23 protein-coding genes are annotated in these 19835 nt (G+C 61.0%); 17 read left to right on the top strand and 6 right to left on the bottom strand.

The window, feature by feature from the left end; translation table 11 throughout:
* Window positions 1-283 precede the first annotated feature (283 nt).
* From ILFOPFJJ_RS11540 to ILFOPFJJ_RS11505, 8 genes are all read left to right on the top strand, one after another.
* On the top strand, window positions 284-1261 hold the full coding sequence (locus ILFOPFJJ_RS11540; RefSeq protein WP_173510690.1) for a magnesium transporter CorA family protein: 978 nt from the start codon (window positions 284-286) through the stop codon (window positions 1259-1261).
* 17 nt (window positions 1262-1278) lie between these two features.
* A complete protein-coding gene (locus ILFOPFJJ_RS11535; RefSeq protein WP_173510689.1) occupies window positions 1279-3180 on the top strand; it encodes a potassium transporter Kup in 1902 nt (633 codons plus the stop codon).
* A gap of 306 nt (window positions 3181-3486) precedes the next feature.
* Window positions 3487-4629 (top strand): cell wall hydrolase, encoded by a 1143-nt coding sequence (locus tag ILFOPFJJ_RS11530; RefSeq protein WP_173511494.1) that lies wholly within the window; start codon window positions 3487-3489, stop codon window positions 4627-4629.
* 293 nt (window positions 4630-4922) lie between these two features.
* Window positions 4923-5282 carry an AtpZ/AtpI family protein gene (locus ILFOPFJJ_RS11525; protein ID WP_173510688.1) on the top strand — a complete coding sequence of 120 codons (360 nt, stop codon included), beginning with the start codon at window positions 4923-4925 and terminating at the stop codon, window positions 5280-5282.
* A gap of 60 nt (window positions 5283-5342) precedes the next feature.
* On the top strand, window positions 5343-6095 hold the full coding sequence (locus tag ILFOPFJJ_RS11520; RefSeq protein ID WP_173510687.1) for a F0F1 ATP synthase subunit A: 753 nt from the start codon (window positions 5343-5345) through the stop codon (window positions 6093-6095).
* 84 nt (window positions 6096-6179) lie between these two features.
* On the top strand, window positions 6180-6407 hold the full coding sequence (locus ILFOPFJJ_RS11515) for a F0F1 ATP synthase subunit C (RefSeq protein WP_012707029.1): 228 nt from the start codon (window positions 6180-6182) through the stop codon (window positions 6405-6407).
* Window positions 6408-6484: 77 nt separating this feature from the next.
* Window positions 6485-7096 (top strand): F0F1 ATP synthase subunit B, encoded by a 612-nt coding sequence (locus tag ILFOPFJJ_RS11510; protein WP_173510686.1) that lies wholly within the window; start codon window positions 6485-6487, stop codon window positions 7094-7096.
* A 13-nt stretch (window positions 7097-7109) separates the two neighbouring features.
* Entirely contained in the window at window positions 7110-7595 is a 486-nt protein-coding gene (locus tag ILFOPFJJ_RS11505; RefSeq protein ID WP_173510685.1) for a F0F1 ATP synthase subunit B, read from the top strand.
* 176 nt (window positions 7596-7771) lie between these two features.
* Here the strand turns inward: ILFOPFJJ_RS11505 and rnhB are convergent, their stop codons facing one another.
* Together rnhB and ILFOPFJJ_RS11495 are read right to left on the bottom strand one after the other, a co-directional pair.
* Complete coding sequence (gene rnhB / locus ILFOPFJJ_RS11500; protein WP_173510684.1) at window positions 7772-8422, bottom strand: ribonuclease HII; 651 nt, start codon at window positions 8420-8422, stop codon at window positions 7772-7774.
* Between the two features lie 194 nt (window positions 8423-8616).
* A complete protein-coding gene (locus ILFOPFJJ_RS11495) occupies window positions 8617-9774 on the bottom strand; it encodes a PA0069 family radical SAM protein (RefSeq protein WP_173510683.1) in 1158 nt (385 codons plus the stop codon).
* A 181-nt stretch (window positions 9775-9955) separates the two neighbouring features.
* Here ILFOPFJJ_RS11495 and ILFOPFJJ_RS11490 point away from each other — a divergent pair, with 181 nt between their 5' ends.
* The gene (locus ILFOPFJJ_RS11490; RefSeq protein WP_173510682.1) at window positions 9956-10486 is read left to right on the top strand and encodes a glycosyltransferase family protein; all 531 of its coding nucleotides are present in this window, start codon (window positions 9956-9958) and stop codon (window positions 10484-10486) included.
* Window positions 10487-10810: 324 nt separating this feature from the next.
* On the opposite strand, the gene moaB is transcribed toward ILFOPFJJ_RS11490, so the two are convergent.
* Genes moaB through ILFOPFJJ_RS11475 form a run of 3 tightly spaced genes read right to left on the bottom strand, consistent with a single transcriptional unit; the run spans window position 10811 to window position 14108 of the window.
* Window positions 10811-11353 (bottom strand): molybdenum cofactor biosynthesis protein B, encoded by a 543-nt coding sequence (moaB, locus tag ILFOPFJJ_RS11485; RefSeq protein WP_173510681.1) that lies wholly within the window; start codon window positions 11351-11353, stop codon window positions 10811-10813.
* Between the two features lie 6 nt (window positions 11354-11359).
* Window positions 11360-12271: a 4-(cytidine 5'-diphospho)-2-C-methyl-D-erythritol kinase gene (locus ILFOPFJJ_RS11480; RefSeq protein ID WP_173510680.1), complete on the bottom strand. Its 912-nt coding sequence runs from the start codon at window positions 12269-12271 to the stop codon at window positions 11360-11362.
* Between the two features lie 4 nt (window positions 12272-12275).
* Window positions 12276-14108, bottom strand: coding sequence for a tetratricopeptide repeat protein (locus ILFOPFJJ_RS11475; protein WP_173510679.1), 1833 nt, complete (start codon window positions 14106-14108; stop codon window positions 12276-12278).
* Here ILFOPFJJ_RS11475 and ILFOPFJJ_RS11470 point away from each other — a divergent pair.
* A complete protein-coding gene (locus ILFOPFJJ_RS11470) occupies window positions 14100-14264 on the top strand; it encodes a hypothetical protein (protein ID WP_173510678.1) in 165 nt (54 codons plus the stop codon). The genes ILFOPFJJ_RS11475 and ILFOPFJJ_RS11470 overlap by 9 nt on opposite strands.
* Here ILFOPFJJ_RS11470 and ILFOPFJJ_RS11465 read toward each other — a convergent pair.
* The gene (locus ILFOPFJJ_RS11465; RefSeq protein ID WP_173510677.1) at window positions 14261-15277 is read right to left on the bottom strand and encodes a polyprenyl synthetase family protein; all 1017 of its coding nucleotides are present in this window, start codon (window positions 15275-15277) and stop codon (window positions 14261-14263) included. The genes ILFOPFJJ_RS11470 and ILFOPFJJ_RS11465 overlap by 4 nt on opposite strands.
* A gap of 109 nt (window positions 15278-15386) precedes the next feature.
* On the opposite strand from ILFOPFJJ_RS11465, the gene ILFOPFJJ_RS11460 reads away from it, so the two are divergent.
* The 7 genes from ILFOPFJJ_RS11460 (at window position 15387) to ILFOPFJJ_RS11430 (ending at window position 19834) form a co-directional block, all read left to right on the top strand.
* A complete protein-coding gene (locus ILFOPFJJ_RS11460) occupies window positions 15387-15608 on the top strand; it encodes a putative signal transducing protein (protein ID WP_173510676.1) in 222 nt (73 codons plus the stop codon).
* A gap of 52 nt (window positions 15609-15660) precedes the next feature.
* A complete protein-coding gene (locus tag ILFOPFJJ_RS11455) occupies window positions 15661-16434 on the top strand; it encodes a tRNA1(Val) (adenine(37)-N6)-methyltransferase (RefSeq protein ID WP_173510675.1) in 774 nt (257 codons plus the stop codon).
* An 85-nt stretch (window positions 16435-16519) separates the two neighbouring features.
* On the top strand, window positions 16520-17386 hold the full coding sequence (locus ILFOPFJJ_RS11450) for a S49 family peptidase (protein ID WP_173510674.1): 867 nt from the start codon (window positions 16520-16522) through the stop codon (window positions 17384-17386).
* Between the two features lie 118 nt (window positions 17387-17504).
* On the top strand, window positions 17505-17696 hold the full coding sequence (locus tag ILFOPFJJ_RS11445) for a hypothetical protein (RefSeq protein ID WP_173510673.1): 192 nt from the start codon (window positions 17505-17507) through the stop codon (window positions 17694-17696).
* 112 nt (window positions 17697-17808) lie between these two features.
* The gene (locus ILFOPFJJ_RS11440) at window positions 17809-18771 is read left to right on the top strand and encodes a glycine--tRNA ligase subunit alpha (protein WP_173510672.1); all 963 of its coding nucleotides are present in this window, start codon (window positions 17809-17811) and stop codon (window positions 18769-18771) included.
* 188 nt (window positions 18772-18959) lie between these two features.
* A complete protein-coding gene (locus tag ILFOPFJJ_RS11435) occupies window positions 18960-19289 on the top strand; it encodes a hypothetical protein (protein ID WP_173510671.1) in 330 nt (109 codons plus the stop codon).
* Window positions 19286-19834: a LemA family protein gene (locus tag ILFOPFJJ_RS11430; RefSeq protein ID WP_173510670.1), complete on the top strand. Its 549-nt coding sequence runs from the start codon at window positions 19286-19288 to the stop codon at window positions 19832-19834. Before ILFOPFJJ_RS11435 ends, ILFOPFJJ_RS11430 begins: the two co-directional genes overlap by 4 nt.
* Window position 19835: the final 1 nt, after the last annotated feature.

Below are 19835 nucleotides of genomic sequence, written 5' to 3'. Positions count from 1 at the left end.
CAGGCTAGGTTGCGCCGAAAATGAAATCCTGTGGGGACAGGCATGCACAAAGGTGCATTGATTTTGCGTGGCCGTTGCGCCATATGCCTTGCCGCACTCGTGCACGATGATCGGCGCTGTGCCTCTCACCGGAGACTATGGCCTCCGGAGACAAACGATTGAGGATTTGTCGTGCCGGGCGGAAGCTTCATCTGATGAATCTGCATCGTGGAATTCGTGTGGCGGTTGATCGCTCCAGAGCTTCGTGGGTTACCGTTGCTCGCCGCATAAAAAGGGCAGCGGCATGATCATGGGCTATTGTGCCAATGGCGAGGCCGTCGCCTTGTCAGCGGCAGAGCCGCCAGCGTCGTTGCGGCCTGATGTCGTCTGGATCGATCTTCTCGACCCGAGTAAGGCCGAAGACCTGATGATGGAGAAACTGCTGGGGATTTCCATCCCGACGCGGGAAGACCTGAAGGATATCGAGCCGTCAAGCCGTCTTTATACCGAGAACGACGCCGTGTTCATGACGGCATCGCTGGTCTACCGCAGCGATACGGATATTCCCGGGTTGACCGATGTCGGCTTCATTCTTTCGCGCGGACGGCTGGTGACGATCCGTTATGCGGAACCCAGGGCTTTCGCGCTGTTCAAGGCGGGCATGCATCGGATTCCCGGCGGCTGCCGCAACGGCGCTGTGCTTCTGACCCGGTTGCTCGAGACGATTGCCGATCGGACAGCGGAAATTCTGGAGCAGGCCGTGGACAAGATTGATGGCCTGTCGATCGAGGTCTTTGGTGACAAGGCTGCAGCCAGGCGCCGCCCGCCGCAATTGCTCGAGGCTCGCCTGCGCGATGTCGCGGGTCACCACAGACTGGTTGCGAAAACCCGCGACAGCCTCGCTTCGCTTTCGAGGCTCCTGACCTTCGTCTACACTGTTCCGGACGTGCAGGAGGACAAGGACAGCCGCGAACTCTGCCGCTCGATCTCCCGGGACATACAGTCGCTCTCCGAGCACGCGGCGTTTATCTCGGGAAACATCACCTTCCTGCTGGATGCGTCTCTTGGCCTTATCAATGTCGAGCAGAATGCGATCATCAAGATCTTCTCCATAGCGTCCGTGGTCCTCTTGCCGCCGACACTCGTCGCTTCCATCTACGGCATGAATTTCCGCGTGATGCCTGAGCTTGAATGGCAGCTCGGCTATCCGTGGGCACTTGCGGCTATGGTGATTTCGGCCGTGATCCCCTTCCTCTTCTTCCGCTGGAAAGGCTGGCTTTAAGAGCCTGTTGGACACTCATGTCTCAATTGTCTGCCCCTGCCATACCCGCGTCCGAAAATTTGCGCCGTCTGCTGGTCCTGGGACTCGGATCGATCGGCGTCGTCTATGGCGATATCGGCACAAGCCCGCTCTACGCTTTCCGTGAAGCGCTGCGGCCCGTTTCGGATAACGGCGTCACGGACGCCGAGATCATCGGCTTGATCTCGTTGATGATCTGGGCGCTGACGATCATCGTCACCATCAAATACGTGTTGTTTCTCTTGCGGGCCGACAACCAGGGGGAGGGCGGCACGCTTTCCCTGCTTGCTCTTTTGATGAAGACCGCCAACGGCCACACGCCGATCCTCTTCTTCATGGGGATCGCCGGGGCAGCTCTGTTCATCGGCGACGCGATGATAACGCCGGCCCTGTCGGTTCTTTCGGCCGTGGAGGGACTGAAGCTGGTGACGCCGGCCCTTTCGGATTATGTCGTTCCGATTGCCGTCGTCATTCTCTTGCTGCTCTTCGCGGTGCAGTCGAAAGGTACGGCTGCGGTTTCCAATTTCTTCGGACCGATCACCCTTGTCTGGTTTCTGGTGATGGGCGCGGTCGGTCTGATGCACATCGCCGACGATCTGTCGATCTTCGCGGCGTTCAATCCACTTTACGCCGCCACGTTCATGATTAACGAAGGCTTCGTTGGTATCGTCGTGCTCGGTGCGGTCTTTCTGACCGTCACCGGCGCGGAGGCGCTCTATGCAGACCTCGGCCATTTCGGTCGGCGACCGATCCAATGGGCGTGGTTCACCGTCGTCTTTCCAGCACTCACCTTGAACTATCTCGGTCAGGGCGCGTTCGTGCTCAAGAACCCGGACGCGATGTCCGATCCGTTCTTCCTCATGTTTCCGAAATGGGCGCTGCTTCCCGCCGTCATTCTTGCGACCGCGGCGACGATCATCGCCAGCCAGGCGGTGATTACCGGCGCCTTTTCCCTGACGCGCCAGGCAATCCATCTCGGTTTCCTGCCGCGCATGGCGATCTTCCACACATCCGAGACCCATACCGGCCAGATCTATTTGCCGAACGTCAACACGCTGCTGATGTTCGGCGTCATGGCTCTGGTCTTCGTGTTCGGTTCCTCCGAGGCGCTGGCGACCGCCTATGGCATCTCCGTCACCGGTGCCATGGTCGTCACGACAATCCTCGCCTTCGAGTTCCTGCGTGTCCGTTGGAACTGGTCGGTCTGGTGGGCGATCGGCGCGCTGCTGCCGCTGTTCGCGCTGGAATGCGTCTTTCTCGGCGCCAACATGCTGAAGATCCACGATGGCGGCTATGTGCCGATATTGATCGCCGTGACCTTCATCGTGATCATGTGGACCTGGAAGCGCGGCACGGAACTGCTGCATGCCAAGACGCGGCATATCGACATTCCGCTGGCGAGCTTCATCAAGTCGATCGAACGCAAGAGCGAGCATGCGCCGGTGGCCGTACCCGGCACGGCGATCTTCCTGACAAGCGATCCCGAGTCGACACCTGCCGCCCTGCTCCACAATATCAAGCACAATCACGTCCTGCACATGCAGAACTTCGTCCTGACGATCCGCACGGCCAATACACCGAAAGTGCCGAAGGAAGAGCGGGTCAGCGTGAAACCGCTGTCCGAACGCTTCACGCTGCTCGAGATGAAATTCGGCTTCATGGAGACCCAGAACGTCTCGCAGGCGCTGGGACTTTTCCGCAAGTCGGGGCTCAAGTTCGACATTATGTCGACGTCGTTCTATCTCGGTCGCCGCAAACTTGTGCCCGACGCCCAGTCCGGCATGCCGCACTGGCAGGATCGTCTGTTCATCGCTCTCGCCAGTGCGGCGATCGATCCATCGGACTATTTCCGTCTGCCGACCAACAGGGTGGTCGAACTCGGCTCGCACGTGATCATCTGAACGGTCTGCGAAGAAGTACCGCCTCCCACGCAAGCATCGCCGGCTCTACCACATGTTTTTGTCCCCAAATCGGAGCCGGCACGGCACTGTAGTGGGGCCGCATTAACCAAACATCAAGGTTAATGCTTCATTTTCTAGGCTCGAACGAAGCGGTTCCGGTGCGCCGTCCGACCGCTTCCAAATCTTAGCTTCCTGCACGGAATCTTGCCGCTGGCCCTCTGCCGGCTTGCGGGAACGCGTGCCCGAGTAAGAGTTGCGTGGAGCCGGTTGGTGCGTAAGAGCCAGAAGTTGCGTAGCAAGTCTCGTATGTCGTTGCCGGCCTGGGCTGCGCCCGCGATCATCGGCATTGCCATTTTCATGAGCTTCCCTTCCACGGTCGCCTATTCCGACCTCGCGACCTTTCTGTCAGGCATCAACCATGGCGGCGAGCGCTGGCGGATGTATCTGACGCAATCGCCCGCCGGTTCGCTCCACGAGGTCGAGATGGTGTTCGCCGATCCGAGCACCACCGGTGCCTTAGATGGCGGCGCCGGCGTCACCTTGCCCGACGGCAGCCACGTGGCCCTGACTGCGGAAACCAAGCACAAGGGTGGCACGCCTGACGAAGACCGCGTAACGCGCAAGCTGAAGAAGGGTCGGATCGTCGCCGTCAGCCCGGTGACGCCGCCGAAGGACTTTACCGCCGGTTCGATCCTCCAGCGTACGAGTTCGCTGACTGAGCCGGGCTTCGACGGCGCCGAGAAGATGGTTTTCGCCAAACCGCGCATCAAGGGCAAGGAGATCGAGATCGCCACGGCTTTCTACAGAAAGAAACCGCCGAAGGCTGAACCCGGCGTCTCGCCGATGCTCGCCAAGCTCATCACCAACGACAAGGCCGATGTTCTTGCGACCGCCTATGTCCGGCCCGAGCCGGACTATGCGCGTGAGTCGCCCTTCGATTCCATCCTCCGGGAAGACAGGAATGCGGGGCGCTTCATTCCGGAGATCGCGCCCGACGACCATGCTTGGGCGGCAACGGCTTTGCCAGCGACGGTCTTCACCAAGGAGGAGCAGACCTGCCTTGCCGAGGGTATCTATTTCGAGGCCCGCAGCGAGTCTGCAAAGGGTCAGGCAGCCGTGGCCCAGGTCATTCTCAACCGCGTCCGCAACCCCACTTACCCGAAGACGATCTGCGGCGTCGTCTACCAGAACAAGGCCTGGCGCAACCGCTGTCAATTCTCGTTCGCCTGCGACATGATCCGCGACCTGATCTACTCGCGCTCGCACTGGAAGACCGCCAAGGAAGTCGCGATGGCCGTGACTGCCGGCAAGATCTGGCTGCCGGAAGTGGGGTCGGCAACGCATTATCACGCGACCTACGTGAAGCCGGCCTGGGCAAAAACCATGAAACGCGTCGGCAAGATCGGATTGCACATCTTCTATCGCACCTATGGCGGCGGCTGGAGCTGATCGACGAGTTCGATTCCGATGAATGAAAGGGTGCCGGACAGCAGGCGAACCTCGTTCAGCCGGCGCCGATTCCCGTTGTCGCTTTGCCGCAGCTTGCCGAAATTACAGCTAACTTAATGATATTAAACGTAAATATTGTCCACGCCCAACGTGCTCTGATGCCTTGACTATGAGGGTGCCTAAAACTATGTTGCGCGCGACTTCAAATGGGGGCCGAAGCGTGGCTTGAACACCGGCCGTTTGTATGACCGAAATCGCGTTTAAGACCGCGTGGGGCTGCAAAGGGGAGCCATGTGACGGAGAAACCGGAAGAAAGTCTGGAAGCGCGGCTGAAGCGCCTTGGCGACGACATCGCGTCCAAGCGGACGGACAAGTCGGACGATGCCGAGACGCGCGCCGCAGAAAGCCGGCAAGGCTACGCAGCGGCGATGAAGCTCTCGAGCGAGTTCATCGCCGGGATCCTTGTCGGGGCGTTTCTGGGCTATCTTTTGGATCACTTTGCGGGTACAGGGCCGTGGGGCATGATCGTCTTGCTGCTCCTCGGGTTTTGTGCCGGCGTCTTGAACGTGCTGCGGTCCGCCGGAATGGTGGCGACGCCGGAATCGGGCAAACGCGGCCCTGGAAATGAAAAGAAGGACGGGGATGGCGCCTGAGGCGCCGCCTGAAAGAACACGATTTCCGCTTGCGGGCGGGCAAAATGAAAGAGAAGCGCGGTGTCAAACGATCCGACCCACCAGTTCCTGGTCAACAAGATTGTCCCGATCGAAATTGGCGGAATTGACTTTTCCTTCACCAACGCGTCGCTGTTCATGGTCGCGACCGTCGGTGTGGCCGCCGGCTTTCTTTATCTGACCACGTCGCAGCGCGGGCTGATCCCGACCCGCCTGCAGTCGGTTTCGGAAATGTCCTATGAATTCATCGCCTCGATGCTTCGCGAAGGGGCGGGCAACCACGGCATGAAATTCTTCCCGATGGTTTTCTCGCTGTTCATGTTCATCCTGACGGCGAACCTGCTCGGCATGTTTCCGTACTTCTTCACGGTAACCAGCCAGATCATCGTCACCTTCGCCCTGGCGGTGTTCGTCATCGGGACCGTCATTCTCTATGGTTTCTACAAACACGGCCTTGGCTTCCTGAAGCTTTTCGTGCCGCACGGCGTGCCGGGGGTATTGTTGCCGCTGGTCGTTGCGATCGAAATCATTTCCTTCCTTTCCCGTCCCATCAGCCTTTCGGTCCGACTGTTCGCCAACATGCTCGCCGGCCACATCACGCTGAAGGTTTTCGCGGGCTTCGTCACCTCGTTGAGCGCCCTCGGCGCGCTCGGCATTGGCGGTGCGATCCTGCCTCTCATCATGACCGTCGCCATTACCGGTCTTGAGTTCCTCGTCTGCTTCCTCCAGGCCTACGTCTTTGCGGTGCTGACCTGCATGTACCTCAACGACGCTGTCCATCCGGGAAGCCACTAAGGAATCACAGTCGCTGGCTTCCGCCCGGGTCCTCCGGTGGAAGCACAAATCCTAGCCGCAACACCATTTCGAAGGAGTTCAATCATGGAAGCGGAAGCAGCAAAGTTCATCGGCGCAGGTCTTGCATGCCTTGGTATGGCCGGCACGGCTCTCGGCCTCGGCAACATCTTCGGCAGCTACCTGTCCGGCGCGCTGCGCAACCCGTCGGCTGCTGACGGCCAGTTCGGCCGCCTCGTATTCGGCTTCGCCGTTACGGAAGCTCTGGGCATCTTCTCGCTGCTCGTAGCCCTGCTCCTCCTCTTCGCCGTCTAATACGGACCGAAGTTTTGGCCGCGGCCTCGTTCAGGGGTCGCGGCCGCGCATATTCTTGAGTGCACCTGGAGGTGAGCATGTTTGTGACCGCGGCGTATGCCCAGTCAACCACCACTGAAGGCGAAGCACACGATCCCGCTGCGGCCGGCGAGGTGCACACCGAAACGGGTGTGGCCCACGAAGGCGAACACGGCACGGGCGTGTTCCCGCCCTTCGATTCGACCCATTTCGCATCGCAGTTGCTCTGGCTCGCGATCACGTTCGGCCTCTTCTATCTGCTGATGTCGAAGGTCATCATTCCGCGCATTGGCGGCATTCTCGAAACCCGTCACGACCGGATCGCGCAGGATCTGGATGAAGCGTCGCGCCTGAAGGGCGAAGCCGACGCTGCCATCGCTTCCTACGAGCAGGAACTGGCAAGCGCCAGGGCCAAGGGCCATTCGATCGCCGATACCGCGCGCGAGGCTGCCAAGGCAAAGGCGACGGCTGACCGGACCGCCGTCGAGGCCGATCTGACGAAGAAGATCTCCGCTGCGGAAGCGCGCATTGCCGAGATCAAGTCCAAGGCGCTCGCCGATGTCGGCGCTATTGCCGAGGACACGGCAACCGCCGTCGTTAAGCAACTGATCGGTGGAACCGTTACCAAGGCCGAGATCGCTGCAGCGGTCAAGGCATCTGCAGGCAACTGAGGAGCAATGAACGATGGCTCTTGATGCGACTTTCTACGCCCTCGTCGGCCTGATTCTCTTCTTTGTCCTCATCGCCTATCTCAAGGTTCCGGGCATGATCGGCAAGGCACTCGACGCACGTGCCGACAAGATCGGGAACGAGCTGGCGGAAGCCAAGCGCCTGCGCGAAGAAGCCCAGAGCTTGGTCGCTGAGTACCAGCGTAAGCGCAAGGACGCCGAAGCGGAGGCCGCCAGCATCGTTGCCGCCGCGCAACGGGAAGCGGAGATGCTGACGGCGGAAGCCAGGCAGAAGACTGAAGACTACGTCGCGCGGCGCACGGCACTTTCCGAGCAGAAGATCAAACAGGCCGAAAACGATGCGATCAACGCCGTCCGCTCGGCTGCCGTCGATCTCGCGATCAGCGCTGCCGAGAAGGTCTTGACCGCCAAGACCGACGCCGGTGCGCAGGAAGCGCTCTTCAAGCAGGCACTCGGTGAGGTCAAGTCGCGGCTCAATTAAGACGACGACTGGTTCTCGGAAATCGAAAAAGGCCCCGCGGGGCCTTTTTTGTTGTCTATGCGGCGGTCGCCGGGCGGCAATGGGATGGACACGGGCCGGATACTTCGCACGGTCATCGGGCATGTGCGCACGCTGTCAAGGCGGAGGGCGGCCGTTCGCGGGGCCGAAGGCTCGGGTTAAATCTGGCGAAAGGGACGGAAGCTCATCCGATGCAGCGAGCAAGGACCGTGACTGTCGATGGCGTCGCGATGCCTTACCGTGGCATAGCCCGCATGAACGGCAAAGCCATAGGCCGGAAAGGTGATGTCGGCACGCGCCATCATCCGGTCGCGGGTGACCTTCGCGACGATCGACGCGGCGGCGATCGACATCGATCGGCAATCGCCTTTAACGATCGCCTTGGCGTGGCAGGAAAGCCCCGGAGGAACATCACGGCCATCGACGAGCACAAAACGCGCGGACGTGGAAAGACCATCGATGGCTCGTCGCATCGCATTGAGGCTCGCCTTGAGAATATCGGTCGTGTCGATGCGCGTCGCCGAAGATGAGGCGATCGAGACCGTTGCCGTCGCGAGAATTTGCTCGAAAAGCGCCTCCCGCTGTTCCGCACTCAACAGCTTGCTGTCGTTGAGGCCGGCCGGAATGGAGTCCGGGTCGAGGATGACGGCAGCTGCGACGACCGGACCGGCAAGCGGACCACGGCCGGCCTCGTCGGCGCCGGCGACGGGCCAAAGGCCATCTCTGCGGGCGGCAAGCTCGAAGCCGAAATCCGGAACCGGGAGTTCGACGGGAAAGAGTGGGGAATCGGGCGATTTGCGACGTGACATGCGGGGGACCCTCGCATATTCGCCCGATTCCCTTCAAGCCCCCCGGTACGAGTGCGGCGGTGACCGGGAGGAAAACCAGCGCCATCCTGAGGCGGGGGAGGGCGCCGGAACCGAAATTTTGCATGAAGAATGCTATCGAGTTCCTGTCGTGGAGAGAGCTCGGCTCGTATTGTCGAGAAATCTCAGGGGCGATCCTAAAGCAGTGACAGCTGCACTCCCATTCCGAGCGGCGGCACGAAGATGTCATTCCGCAATTGTCGGCGCGTCAGGTTGAACCCTAGCCGCTTGGCGGCAAGTTCGAAACGCCGGCCGATCTGCCAGGCGTAAGGACCGGCACCCTTCATGCGCTTGCCGAACTCGGCGTCGTAGTCCTTGCCGCCACGCATGGAGCGGATCAACGACATGACGTGGCGATAGCGATTCGGATAGTTCCGCAGGAGCCAATCGCGAAAGAGCGGGCTCACTTCCAGCGGCAGCCGCAACAGCACATAGCTCGCTTCCGATGCGCCCGCCGCCTTCGCCGAATCGAGCACGCGTTCGATCTCGTGGTCGTTCAGCGCCGGAATGATCGGCGCAACCAGCACACCGGCCGGAATGCCTGCTTCCGAGATGGCGCGGATCGCCTCCAGCCGCTTAGTCGGCGTAGATGCCCGCGGCTCCATCGTACGCGCGAGTTTCCGATCAAGCGTGGTCACCGAAATTCCGACGCGCGCGAGACCCTTCTCCGCCATTGGGGCAAGCAGATCGATGTCGCGGGTCACCATTGCCGATTTGGTGACGATCATCACCGGGTGGTTTGCCGCCTTCAACACCTCGAGAATCTGGCGCATGATGCGCCATTCCTTCTCGATCGGCTGATAGGGATCGGTGTTTGTGCCGATCGCGATCGGTCGAACCTTGTAGTCTGGCCTTGCCAGTTCGCGTTCCAGCAAACGCGGCGCATCCGGCTTCGAGAAAAGTTTGGACTCGAAGTCGAGGCCTGCCGAGAGTCCCATATAGGCATGGGTCGGCCGTGCAAAACAGTAGATGCAACCATGCTCGCAACCGCGATAGGGATTGATCGAACGGTCGAAGGAGATATCCGGGGAATCGTTGCGCGTGATGACCGCCCGCGGCTTCTCGACCTGGACTTCCGTCTTGAAGGGCGGCAATTCCTCGATGCTCTCCCAGCCGTCGTCGAAAACCTCGCGCGTTATCGGTTCAAAGCGTCCGGACATATTTAATCCGGCGCCGCGGCCACGCCGCCGATCGACCTCGATCCTCAGGCCCGTCCCCCTGATCATTGCTTCGGCCATATCCGCGGTGTTGGCAGGTGCAAAGGCACCCTGCCTCAGTTGAGACAGCTCGGTCATCGATATCTCCTCGGAAACAGACGGTGCTCCGTTTCGTCCTGATTATTTTCCTATCGCAGAAAATAGAACAAATCAAGAACAAAACTCGAGAATGTCGAGCGAACCGGGAGTGGCACAGGGAGCGCCGAAGGGGCAACGCCCGATGGGTAGCATTTGGCAGTGCAATGCGGTAGGAACGGCTATGCTGACGATCATCATGGAAACGCAGGACAACGAGGCCGAACTCGTGCAGACGCTGTCTGTGCTTGTTACTGGCGCCGTGGAGGGCCTCGTCAGCGACGTCATCATTCTCGATCACGGTTCGAAAGACGGTTCGCTGCGTGTAGCGGATGCTGCCGGATGCCGCTTCTGTGTCAATTGGGACTTGGGCGACATCGTCCGTTCGGCCCGAGGGGAGTGGCTGATGTTCCTGGAGCCTGGCGCACGGCCAACGGGGAGATGGGTGGACGAACTTCTCGAATATGTGTCGCTCAACAAAAACCCGGCGCGGTTTTCTCCTTCGCGAATCCATCGTCGCTCGCTGTTAAGCCGCCTGTCGCGCAGAGCCAGGCCGCTCGAGACAGGGTTTCTGATGCAAAAGCGTGATGCGATCGCCGTTGCCCGCGCGAACATGCGGCTGAGCGATATGGTGAATGTTCGTGCAGTGCGCAAACTGGCGACCGAGCTTGTTCCCGCATGGGTGGCGGCCGCCAGCAGACCGGCTGCGGAGTAGCGGCAGACCATCTATCGGCCGCGAGAATGGGGTGCCTGTCTTGTCAGCGGCACCCCCCGGAAGCGGCTCTCAAATGACCTTGCTAGCTAAATGAATGGCCATGCAATCCAACGGACGGCACGTCGTATGCCTCCTGCTCTTCCCGCCAGCGTCGTCGGGAAGATTTGTCTTCGCTGCGCTTGAGATGGATGATCAGTGTGCCCTTTGACCATCTCGCGCCAACTGACGGTGAGGAATTTACCGAGTCCGTTTGAGGCCCGCTGTTTCGAAGGGAACAACCTCAGGGCTGGACGACGAAATCTCAAGGCGGGTCCGGCGAGCGCGTCAGCCGCGCTGCAGGTGCTCGTCCAAGCGCGGCATGATTTCAACGAAATTGCAGGGCATGTGCCGATAGTCGAGTTGCTGCTTCAGGATGCCATCCCAGGCATCCTTGCAAGCGCCCGGCGATCCGGGCAGAACGAAGACGAACGTCGCGTTGGCGACGCCGCCAGTAGCCCGCGACTGGATCGTCGACGTGCCGATCTTCTCGTAGGAGATCCGGTGGAACACTTCGGAAAAGCCGTCCATGCGCTTTTCGAAGAGCGGCTCCAGCGCCTCCGGCGTCACGTCGCGGCCGGTAAAGCCGGTGCCTCCGGTGGTAATGACCACGTCGATTGCCTCATCCAGCGTCCAGGTCTTAACTTGGTCGTAGATCTTCTGCCGGTCGTCCGGGACGATCGCTCGCGCTTCAACCCGATGGCCGGCCTCGCGTATGCGTGCCTCGAGCGTATCTCCCGACTTGTCGTTCGCGCGTGTGCGCGTGTCGGATACCGTGAGCACTGCAATGCCGACGGGAATGAACGGGCGGCTTTCATCGATGACAGGCATTGGGTGTTATCCTCCTTCCCCCGTGGTTCGAGCGGCGCAAACGTACCACTCTGGCTGGCTGGCGGAAATGCGGTAAGCGGCCTGCTGCGCTCTTTCGTCGCTCTCGAACAGCCCGAAGCAGGTGGCGCCAGAGCCGGACATGCGCACAAGCGTGGCGCCCGCCGTGCTCAGGGCACCCGACACGTCGTCGATCACCGGAGCGAGCCTGCGCGCGGGCACCTCCAGATCGTTGCGCATATCGGCCATGGCCGAAAACCAGTCCGCAGCCGTGGCTATTCCTTGCGGTAGGATGAGCGGTGGATTCGTCTTGTTGGCCAGTGTCCGAAAGATCACCGGCGTCGAAACGGCGATCAGCGGATTGACGAGGACGATCGCGAAGGACGGCATATCGGGAATGGGGCTAATCTCTTCGCCGATTCCCTTGGCAAGAAGCGGCCCGCCATCGAGGCACATCGGCACATCCGCGCCCAGTTCGAGGGCAATGGCATCGAGCGTTAGCGGCTCGATCGACGCTCCCCACAGCAACAGCAGCCCCGAAAGAGTGGCTGCCGCATCTGCCGAGCCGCCGCCGATACCGGAGGCGACGGGCAGGTTTTTTTCGAGATGGAGATGAACCGGGCCGGCGGCGATGCTGCGCGACGCGAGCTCCCGCCGCAACAGGTCGCGTGCCCGCAGCACCAGATTGCCGTCCTTGCTTTCCGCAGAAAGCGGCAGATCGCCGGAGAAGCGCCCCGACACGGTGAAACGATCGGCGTCCGCCGCCGCAAGGCCGATCCGGTCGCCGCAATCCGCGAACGTAACCAGGCTTTCCAGACGATGGTGGCCGTCGGCACGCTGGCCAATTACATGCAGCGCCAGATTGATTTTGGCAGGCGCCGCGCATGTCAGCGCGAAACCCGGAATGCCGTCCAGCCGCATATCCTCAGGATTTCTTGTCCGGTGTCGCGGTCCCGGGACCTGTCTTCTTCGGCAATGTTTCCTTCGCGTCGGCCGCGGCCGGAACCCGCGCCTTGAGCGGCGGCAAGCCGTTTTCGATCTTCGCCTTGATCTTCGGAATTTCCGCTTCCTCGGGTTTCAGCTCAAGTGCCTGGTTCCACTGGAACACCGCTTCGAGCTTGCGCCCGACCCGCCAGTAAGCATCGCCGAGGTGGTCGTTGATCGTGGCGTCGCCAGCCATCAGTTCGGCGGCGCGCTCGAGTTCGGTCACGGCATCATCGAACCGGTTCATGCGGAAATACGCCCAACCGAGCGAATCGACGATGTAGCCGTCATCGGGCTTGAGCTCGACCGCCTTGCGGATCATGTCGAGGCCCTCTTCGAGGTTTATGTTCATGTCGACCCAGGAGTAGCCGAGATAGTTCAGGACCTGCGGCTGATCCGGATTGAGTTCCAGTGCCTTGCGGAAATTCGGTTCCGCCTTCTCCCAGATCTTCTGCCGCTCGTAGGCGATGCCGCGCTGGAAGAATACGGTCCAGTCGCCGCGCTTCGGCACGGGACCGATGGCCGCGACGGCTCGGTCGTAAAGTTCGCCCATCTCCTTGTAGTCCTTGGCGTCCGACAGAACGCTGCCATAGGCGAGATAGCTGCGGATATTCTTGGGATCGACATCGATCAGCGCTCTCAGGTGCTTCTTTGCCTCTTCGACCTTGCCGATGCTGGCAAGGCTAAGTCCGAGTTGAAGCTCGGAGAGGCGGCGCATCGGCGAGCCTTCCGGCACGCTCTTGTAAAGCGCGATCGCCTCCTCGTCCTTCTTCAGGTTTTCGGCAATCCCGCCGAGCATGACGAGAATGTCGGCACTTTCCGGATCGAGTTGGCGTGCGGTCTGCAAATAGAGCGAAACGACGTCTTCCGCGCCTTCGCGGTTGAGCGCGCCTCCGATCGAAAAGAGCACCGCAGCGGCGCCTTGCACGGCGTTGCGAACCTGCTGCTCCTGGGGCTTGCCTTCCTCGATACTCTTTCTCAGCGCCTCGAGCGGCGTGTAGTTGTTGACCATGCCTTCGCCGACGGCGATCGTATCCAGGGCCTTTTGCTTGTTGCCCTCACGAGCTTCGAAACGGGCGAGCGCCTCTACCGCACGCATGAACGTGTCCGGGGCGGCGCTGCCGCCTTCGCGGTCGAGAATGGCGTCGTTGAGGCGTGCGCGGGCCGTTGTCTTGTCGCCGGCGGCAAGCGCGATCGCACCGGCGTGATAGTTCTTGAAAACACGGAACCATTCAGGGCCGTCAAGCGCCTTGATCTGCGCCAGCGCCTCCTTCGGCCGGCCTTGGCCGAACTTCGCCCATGAGGACAGAAGCGTATTCATCAGCCGGTCGAGATCGTTCGGGCCGTCATAGGCCAGTAGCTTCTGGGCGCTGCGGTATTCGCGCTTGCGGATCGCTTCGATCGCGCGGACGACCGTCGTGATGCGTTCGACAGCCGGGTCGGACTTCAGGTCCTCTGCGATTTTGACGCCGTCGTCAAGCTTGCCTGCCATGAGCAGCGTGATCATCAGCCGCTGCTTGACGTCGCTGTTGTTCGGTTCGAACTGCAGAGCGATCTTGTAAAGTTCGGTTGCTGAGGCGAAGTCGCGATCCACATCGGCCGTGCGGGCGGCAAGAAAGGCGCCGGAAAACGTGTCGACGGATTTGATGTCGAAAGGTTTCGCGTCTTCGACCGCCGCCTTTTCCTCGGCGAAGGCCGGATAGCTGCCGGTCACCGATGCAAGGGCCAGCAGTGCCGCGCCGCCAAGAAGGCGAAGGAGTGTATTTTGCCGCATATCAAACCTTTCATTGCCGACGGTGCGTTTGCCACACCATCGCTGGTTGTTCCGGAAATCGATCGGAAATTGCCGGAAGCAAGTTTTGAGGAACAGAATGGCTTTTTTGGCGCAATGCGGCAAGAAATTCCTAAAGTGAATTGCCTGCCGGTCTAGCTTACCCGATCGATGCAGAAATCGATCACTTCGACCAGTGCTGACTTCCAGGGGGACGCCGGCAACGGTGCAAGGGCGTCACGCGCGATCGTGCCATAATGCTGCGCACGCGCAATCGTGTCGGTAAGCCCGCCATAACGCCGGATGAGCCCGAGCGCTTTTTCCAGATTTGGGCCGTCGTTGTTGCCGCCTTCGATGGCTTCCCGCCAGAAGGCGCGATCCTCCGGCGTGCCGCGCCGATAGGAAAGAATGACCGGCAGCGTGATCTTGCCTTCGCGGAAATCATCGCCGATGTTCTTGCCGAGATCGATCGAGGAGCCGCCGTAGTCGAGGACGTCGTCGACCAATTGAAAGGCGAGACCAAGGTTCATGCCGTAGGACTTCAGCGCGTTGCGGTCCGCCTTGCTGGTTGCTGCAACGATCGGTCCGACTTCCGCGGCCGCGGCGAAGAGTGCCGCCGTCTTGGCGCGGATGACCTGCAGGTAGTCGTCTTCGGTCGTCTCCATGTTCTTGGCGACCGAAAGCTGCAGGACTTCGCCTTCGGCAATGACCGAGGCTGCCGTCGAAAGCACGTCGAGCGCCTCGAGCGAGCCGACATCGACCATCATGCGGAACGCTTGGCCGAGCAGGAAGTCGCCGACGAGCACGCTTGCCTGGTTGCCCCAGATCGTGCGTGCCGTCGATTTTCCACGCCGGAGATCGCTTTCGTCGACGACATCGTCGTGCAACAGCGTTGCCGTGTGCATGAATTCGACGCTGGTCGCGAGCTTGATGTGGGCGTCGCCCTCGTAACCGAACATCGAGGCGGCGGCGAGCGTCAGCATCGGGCGCAGGCGTTTGCCACCGGACGAAATCAGATGGTTGGCGACCTCCGGTATCATCTGGACATCGGAGCCGGCCTTGGACAGGATGAGCTGGTTGACCCGTTCCATGTCGGACATGGTCAGGTCGACGAGCGGCTTCACAGACGCCTGTTTGTTTTTCTTGTCTTCCAGCGGTATCACTACGCCCAACGCCCGGACTCCTGTTTCGTTGTCGATTTCGACAATAGAAAGAGGGCTTTCAGGCGGCAAGAGGCGAATTGCCCCGCTTGCTTGAAATAAGACAGGAAAACCGAGCCGGATGAAAGAACTGATCCGCACGAACGACGCCGTACTTCTCTCCTTCGCCGAAAGCCTGATGAAGGATGCCGGCATTGGCTGCTTTATTGCCGATCAGGGCATGAGCATCCTGGAGGGTTCGCTGGGCCTTTTGCCGCGCCGTTTCCTGGTTGCGGATGATGATGCCGACAGGGCGCGGCGGATCCTGATCGATGCGGGCCTGGAGAGGGAATTGCGGCAGTGATCTCGGCCTTTCTGCGAACCGCTCGCGACCTTCCCTTTGGAGGGGCGGGGCAATGACGACGATGCCGGAAACGGTGGATGCGTTCCACCGGGGCAGGTTCCACCTGATTCAGCCGCTCGGCCAGGGCCATCGAGCCGGCATGGATGCGATGCTGCTCTCCTCCCTCGTGTCCTGCCGCGACCGTTGCCGCGTGGCAGACCTCGGCGCCGGTGCGGGCGCCGCCGGCATGGCGGTCGCCTCGCGGCTCGACGAGGCTGAAGTGCTGCTGGTGGAGCGTTCGGCCATTATGGCCGGTTTTGCCCGCCGCAGCCTCGCATTGCCAGAGAATGCACACTTCGCCTCACGAGTCGCGGTGCTTGAGGCCGACGTGTCGCTGAGCGGCAAGGCACGCGCCGCCGCCGGCCTGCCGGATGACGCCTTCGATCACGTGATCATGAACCCGCCGTTCAACGACGCCGCGGACCGGAAGACGCCGGACAGGCTCAAGGCAGAGGCTCACGCGATGACCGACGATCTTTTCGAGGCGTGGATCAAGACCGCCGGGGCGATCATGAAGCCGGGCGGACAGCTGTCTCTCATTGCCCGGCCGGAATCGATCGCCGAGATCATCGCGGCATGCGGTCGACGCTTCGGCGGTATAGAGATCACGCCGCTTCTTCCACGTGCGAGCGACAATGCCGTGCGCATCCTCGTGACGGCGATCAAGCAGAGCCGCAAGCGACTGGCCCTGCGCGCGCCGCTCGTGATGCATGACGAGGGAACACACCGCTTTTCTCAGGAAGTGGATGACCTCAACAATGGGCGCGCTGCCTATCGCCGCCGGTAATAAGACGCAAGGCGCGAAAACGGGCATTGCGTTTGTGACGGCAGTGCATACATGCAGATCAGGTTTGTGACTGGCAGGAGTTGAAATGGCCGGATTCTTTAAAAGGCTGATGCCGAGACGGTTTCGCAGGGACGGGGTGACGATTCCGGCGATCCGGCTTCACGGCGCGATCATGGCCGGCGGCGGCCAGTTTCGCCCGGTCCTCAATCTCGCGACCGTCGCCCCGCTTTTGGAGAAGGCCTTCTCGCTCAAGGACGCGCCGGCCGTTGCCATCTCCATCAATTCGCCTGGTGGCTCGCCGGTTCAGTCGCGCCTGATTTACCAGCGCATCCGCGACCTCGCCGAAGAAAAGAAAAAACGCGTTCTGATCTTCGTCGAGGACGTGGCCGCGTCCGGCGGCTACATGATCGCGCTTGCCGGCGACGAGATCATCGCCGATCCGACTTCGATCGTCGGCTCGATCGGTGTCGTCTCCGGCGGCTTCGGTTTCCCGGAACTCCTGAAGAAGATCGGCGTCGAACGGCGTGTCTACACGGCCGGCGAAAACAAGGTGGTGCTTGATCCGTTCCAGCCGGAAAAGGAGCGTGACGTCGAGTTCCTCAAGAGCTTGCAGATCGAGATCCACGACACGTTCATCCAGATGGTGAAGACCCGCCGGGGAACCCTTCTCGCAGACCATCCCGATATTTTTTCCGGTCTTTTCTGGACAGGCCGGCGGGGGCAGGAACTCGGCCTCGTCGACGCTCTCGGCGACATGCGCGGAGAGGTGAAGAGACGTTATGGGGCAAAAGCACGGCTCGAATTGATCCAGCCGGCACGCAGTCTCTTCGGCCGCCGCCAACCGGGTGCGGCCGTCGCCGGCGCAATCGCGGCGCCCTTGGCCGCGTCGGCCGCCGCGGGCCTCGCCGACGCACTCGAAGAAAGGGCGCTGTGGGCGCGATACGGGCTTTAGATCCGGCTCCTCCACCCTCGCATCTGGTCAGGCGTACAGGGTCGCTGTTACACTTTGAAAGGCTGCATTGCTTCGCCGGCACCGCGTTCGATCGGATGAAGCGTGCAGAGGAGGAACGATGCCGCAGATTATCCTGCTCCTGATTATCGGTATTATCGCCTGGATCGGGTATCGGAAATTCATTTCTGACGCCGAGAAGCTGGCGCGGCAGCGCGAGCGGCTGCGCCGCGAGCAACAGACAGGTGCCAATGGAACCCTTGTCAAGGACCCGAAGACCGGAGAATACCGCCTGAAGCGCGACGACGAGTGAAGGTTCACGCCTTGTCCCGACTGGACCAGGACACGGGATCGGGCAAGACGCTTGACCCTTGCCGTGCGGCATGGCACCTGTCCGGCAAATTTCGAAGAATTCGGACGATCCCATGACCACCGCCTCCCTTCCGGACCACATGAACCCGAAGCGCTCCTTTCAGGCCCTGATCCTGACGCTGCACAACTATTGGGCCGACAAGGGTTGCGCCGTGCTGCAGCCTTACGACATGGAGGTTGGCGCCGGTACATTCCATCCGGCGACGACGCTGCGCGCGCTCGGGCCGAAGCCGTGGCGTGCGGCTTACGTCCAGCCGTCACGTCGCCCGACCGATGGACGCTACGGCGAGAACCCGAACCGGCTTCAGCACTACTACCAGTACCAGGTGCTTCTGAAGCCGAATCCGTCCAACCTGCAGGAACTCTATCTCGGCTCGCTCGAGGCGATCGGCCTCGACCCTCTGCTGCACGACATCCGCTTCGTCGAGGATGATTGGGAGAGCCCGACGCTCGGCGCCTGGGGTCTCGGCTGGGAATGCTGGTGCGACGGCATGGAAGTGTCGCAGTTCACCTATTTCCAGCAGGTCTGCGGCATCGAATGCTCGCCCGTTGCCGGCGAGCTGACCTATGGTCTTGAGCGCCTGGCCATGTATGTCCAGGGTGTCGATAATGTTTACGACCTGAATTTCAACGGCCGCGAGGGTGCCGAAAAGATCAGCTATGGCGACGTTTTCCTGCAGGCCGAGCAGGAATATTCGCGGCACAATTTCGAATATGCCAACACGACGATGCTTCACCAGCATTTCATCGACGCCGAAAAGGAGTGTCTGGCTCTGCTTGCCGCCGGCGCGCCCGGCGACAGCAGCAATAACCGCCTGCATAAATGTGTTTTCCCGGCCTATGACCAGTGCATCAAGGCGAGCCACGTCTTCAACCTGCTGGATGCGCGCGGCGTGATCTCCGTCACGGAGCGCCAGAGCTATATCTTGCGCGTTCGCACGCTGGCAAAGGCCTGCGGCGAGGCGTTCCTGCTGACTGACGCCGGCGGCGCCAACTGGAGCAGGGAAGCAGCATAGTCGGTGGGCTGCCGGATTTCGTCCATCTCGTTCGTGCGGGCGGCCAGCTCCGGGCATTCGGGCGAGCGATCAGATCGCTCGCAAGGGCGCGAATCCGACCACAGAAAACCCGTTACTGGAAATGCACCGGAGGATCCTTGTCCGGCGTAGGTCTGTAGCGCCCGACGCACGCCGCTCGGCCTGTCGCTATGGCTTCCGCCCTCGTACGCAACGAAGAGGGCTGTGAAGGCGATCGCGTTGATGAGAGTAGAGAGCGTATTCATGGCCGTGGGCTTTGCGTCTTGAGTTCTTCGATAAGACGACTTTCGCCGATCGCTGGTTTCGCCGCCGTTCCCGGCGGAACAGCTTCATTTCTGCCGGCCGTGAATATCTCGATTGGCGGGTTTTGCACTCCGCGTCGAGCCGACGGGCCGCTTCCCAACTTCGCGCTCACCCATTGCTTTGATTGCAAAAATGCCTTTCAAGCTGAAAAGCCGGCGGCTAATCTCTGGCGGATTCTCAAGGAGGGGCTTTCATGATTGGGCTGGCAATCGGCGTCGCGGTGATCCTGTATCTGGTTTTTGTCTATAACGGCCTCGTGAAGGCGCGGCAGGTCGCCGAAGAGGCCTGGTCCGGCATCGATGTGCAATTGAAGCGGCGCGCCGATCTGATCCCCAACCTGATCGAGACTGTGAAGGGGTATGCGGCGCACGAAAAGTCGACGCTCGAGGAGATCGTCGCATTGCGCAATCGAGCCCAAGCGTTGCCGCAGGGCGATGTCACCGCCCGTGCGGCGGTGGAAGGGGCGCTTTCGCAGGCGCTCGGCAAGCTCTTTGCTCTCGCCGAAGCCTATCCGGATCTCAAGGCCAACGAAAATTTCGCGGAACTCCAGCGCTCGCTGGAGACGATCGAGGGCGAGATCCAGATGTCGCGGCGCTATTACAACGGCGCAGCCCGTGACCTCAACGTCAAGGTCGAGAGTTTCCCGTCCAATCTGATCGCGAACGCCTTCCGGTTTGCCAAGGCCAGCTATTTCGAGATCACCAACGAAGCGGATCGGGCAGTGCCATCGGTCAAATTCTGAC

It is taken from the genome of Sinorhizobium psoraleae (assembly GCF_013283645.1).
GTDB classification, from domain to species: Bacteria; Pseudomonadota; Alphaproteobacteria; order Rhizobiales; family Rhizobiaceae; genus Sinorhizobium; species Sinorhizobium psoraleae.
The sequence above is the reverse complement of the archived record's forward strand: the minus strand, read 5'-3'. Positions and strand labels throughout refer to the sequence as shown.

Coding starts and splice junctions, on each gene's coding strand:
- ILFOPFJJ_RS11505 (WP_173510685.1), top strand. CDS start 7,110: ATGGCTCTTGATGCGACTTTCTACGCCCTCGTCGGCCTGATTCTCTTC.
- ILFOPFJJ_RS11535 (WP_173510689.1), top strand. CDS start 1,279: ATGTCTCAATTGTCTGCCCCTGCCATACCCGCGTCCGAAAATTTGCGC.
- ILFOPFJJ_RS11475 (WP_173510679.1), bottom strand. CDS start 14,108: ATGCGGCAAAATACACTCCTTCGCCTTCTTGGCGGCGCGGCACTGCTG.
- ILFOPFJJ_RS11490 (WP_173510682.1), top strand. CDS start 9,956: ATGCTGACGATCATCATGGAAACGCAGGACAACGAGGCCGAACTCGTG.
- ILFOPFJJ_RS11460 (WP_173510676.1), top strand. CDS start 15,387: ATGAAAGAACTGATCCGCACGAACGACGCCGTACTTCTCTCCTTCGCC.
- ILFOPFJJ_RS11430 (WP_173510670.1), top strand. CDS start 19,286: ATGATTGGGCTGGCAATCGGCGTCGCGGTGATCCTGTATCTGGTTTTT.
- ILFOPFJJ_RS11495 (WP_173510683.1), bottom strand. CDS start 9,774: ATGACCGAGCTGTCTCAACTGAGGCAGGGTGCCTTTGCACCTGCCAAC.
- ILFOPFJJ_RS11435 (WP_173510671.1), top strand. CDS start 18,960: ATGGCTTCCGCCCTCGTACGCAACGAAGAGGGCTGTGAAGGCGATCGC.
- moaB (WP_173510681.1), bottom strand. CDS start 11,353: ATGCCTGTCATCGATGAAAGCCGCCCGTTCATTCCCGTCGGCATTGCA.
- ILFOPFJJ_RS11450 (WP_173510674.1), top strand. CDS start 16,520: ATGGCCGGATTCTTTAAAAGGCTGATGCCGAGACGGTTTCGCAGGGAC.
- ILFOPFJJ_RS11540 (WP_173510690.1), top strand. CDS start 284: ATGATCATGGGCTATTGTGCCAATGGCGAGGCCGTCGCCTTGTCAGCG.
- ILFOPFJJ_RS11445 (WP_173510673.1), top strand. CDS start 17,505: ATGCCGCAGATTATCCTGCTCCTGATTATCGGTATTATCGCCTGGATC.
- ILFOPFJJ_RS11455 (WP_173510675.1), top strand. CDS start 15,661: ATGACGACGATGCCGGAAACGGTGGATGCGTTCCACCGGGGCAGGTTC.
- ILFOPFJJ_RS11515 (WP_012707029.1), top strand. CDS start 6,180: ATGGAAGCGGAAGCAGCAAAGTTCATCGGCGCAGGTCTTGCATGCCTT.
- rnhB (WP_173510684.1), bottom strand. CDS start 8,422: ATGTCACGTCGCAAATCGCCCGATTCCCCACTCTTTCCCGTCGAACTC.
- ILFOPFJJ_RS11530 (WP_173511494.1), top strand. CDS start 3,487: ATGTCGTTGCCGGCCTGGGCTGCGCCCGCGATCATCGGCATTGCCATT.
- ILFOPFJJ_RS11440 (WP_173510672.1), top strand. CDS start 17,809: ATGACCACCGCCTCCCTTCCGGACCACATGAACCCGAAGCGCTCCTTT.
- ILFOPFJJ_RS11510 (WP_173510686.1), top strand. CDS start 6,485: ATGTTTGTGACCGCGGCGTATGCCCAGTCAACCACCACTGAAGGCGAA.
- ILFOPFJJ_RS11480 (WP_173510680.1), bottom strand. CDS start 12,271: ATGCGGCTGGACGGCATTCCGGGTTTCGCGCTGACATGCGCGGCGCCT.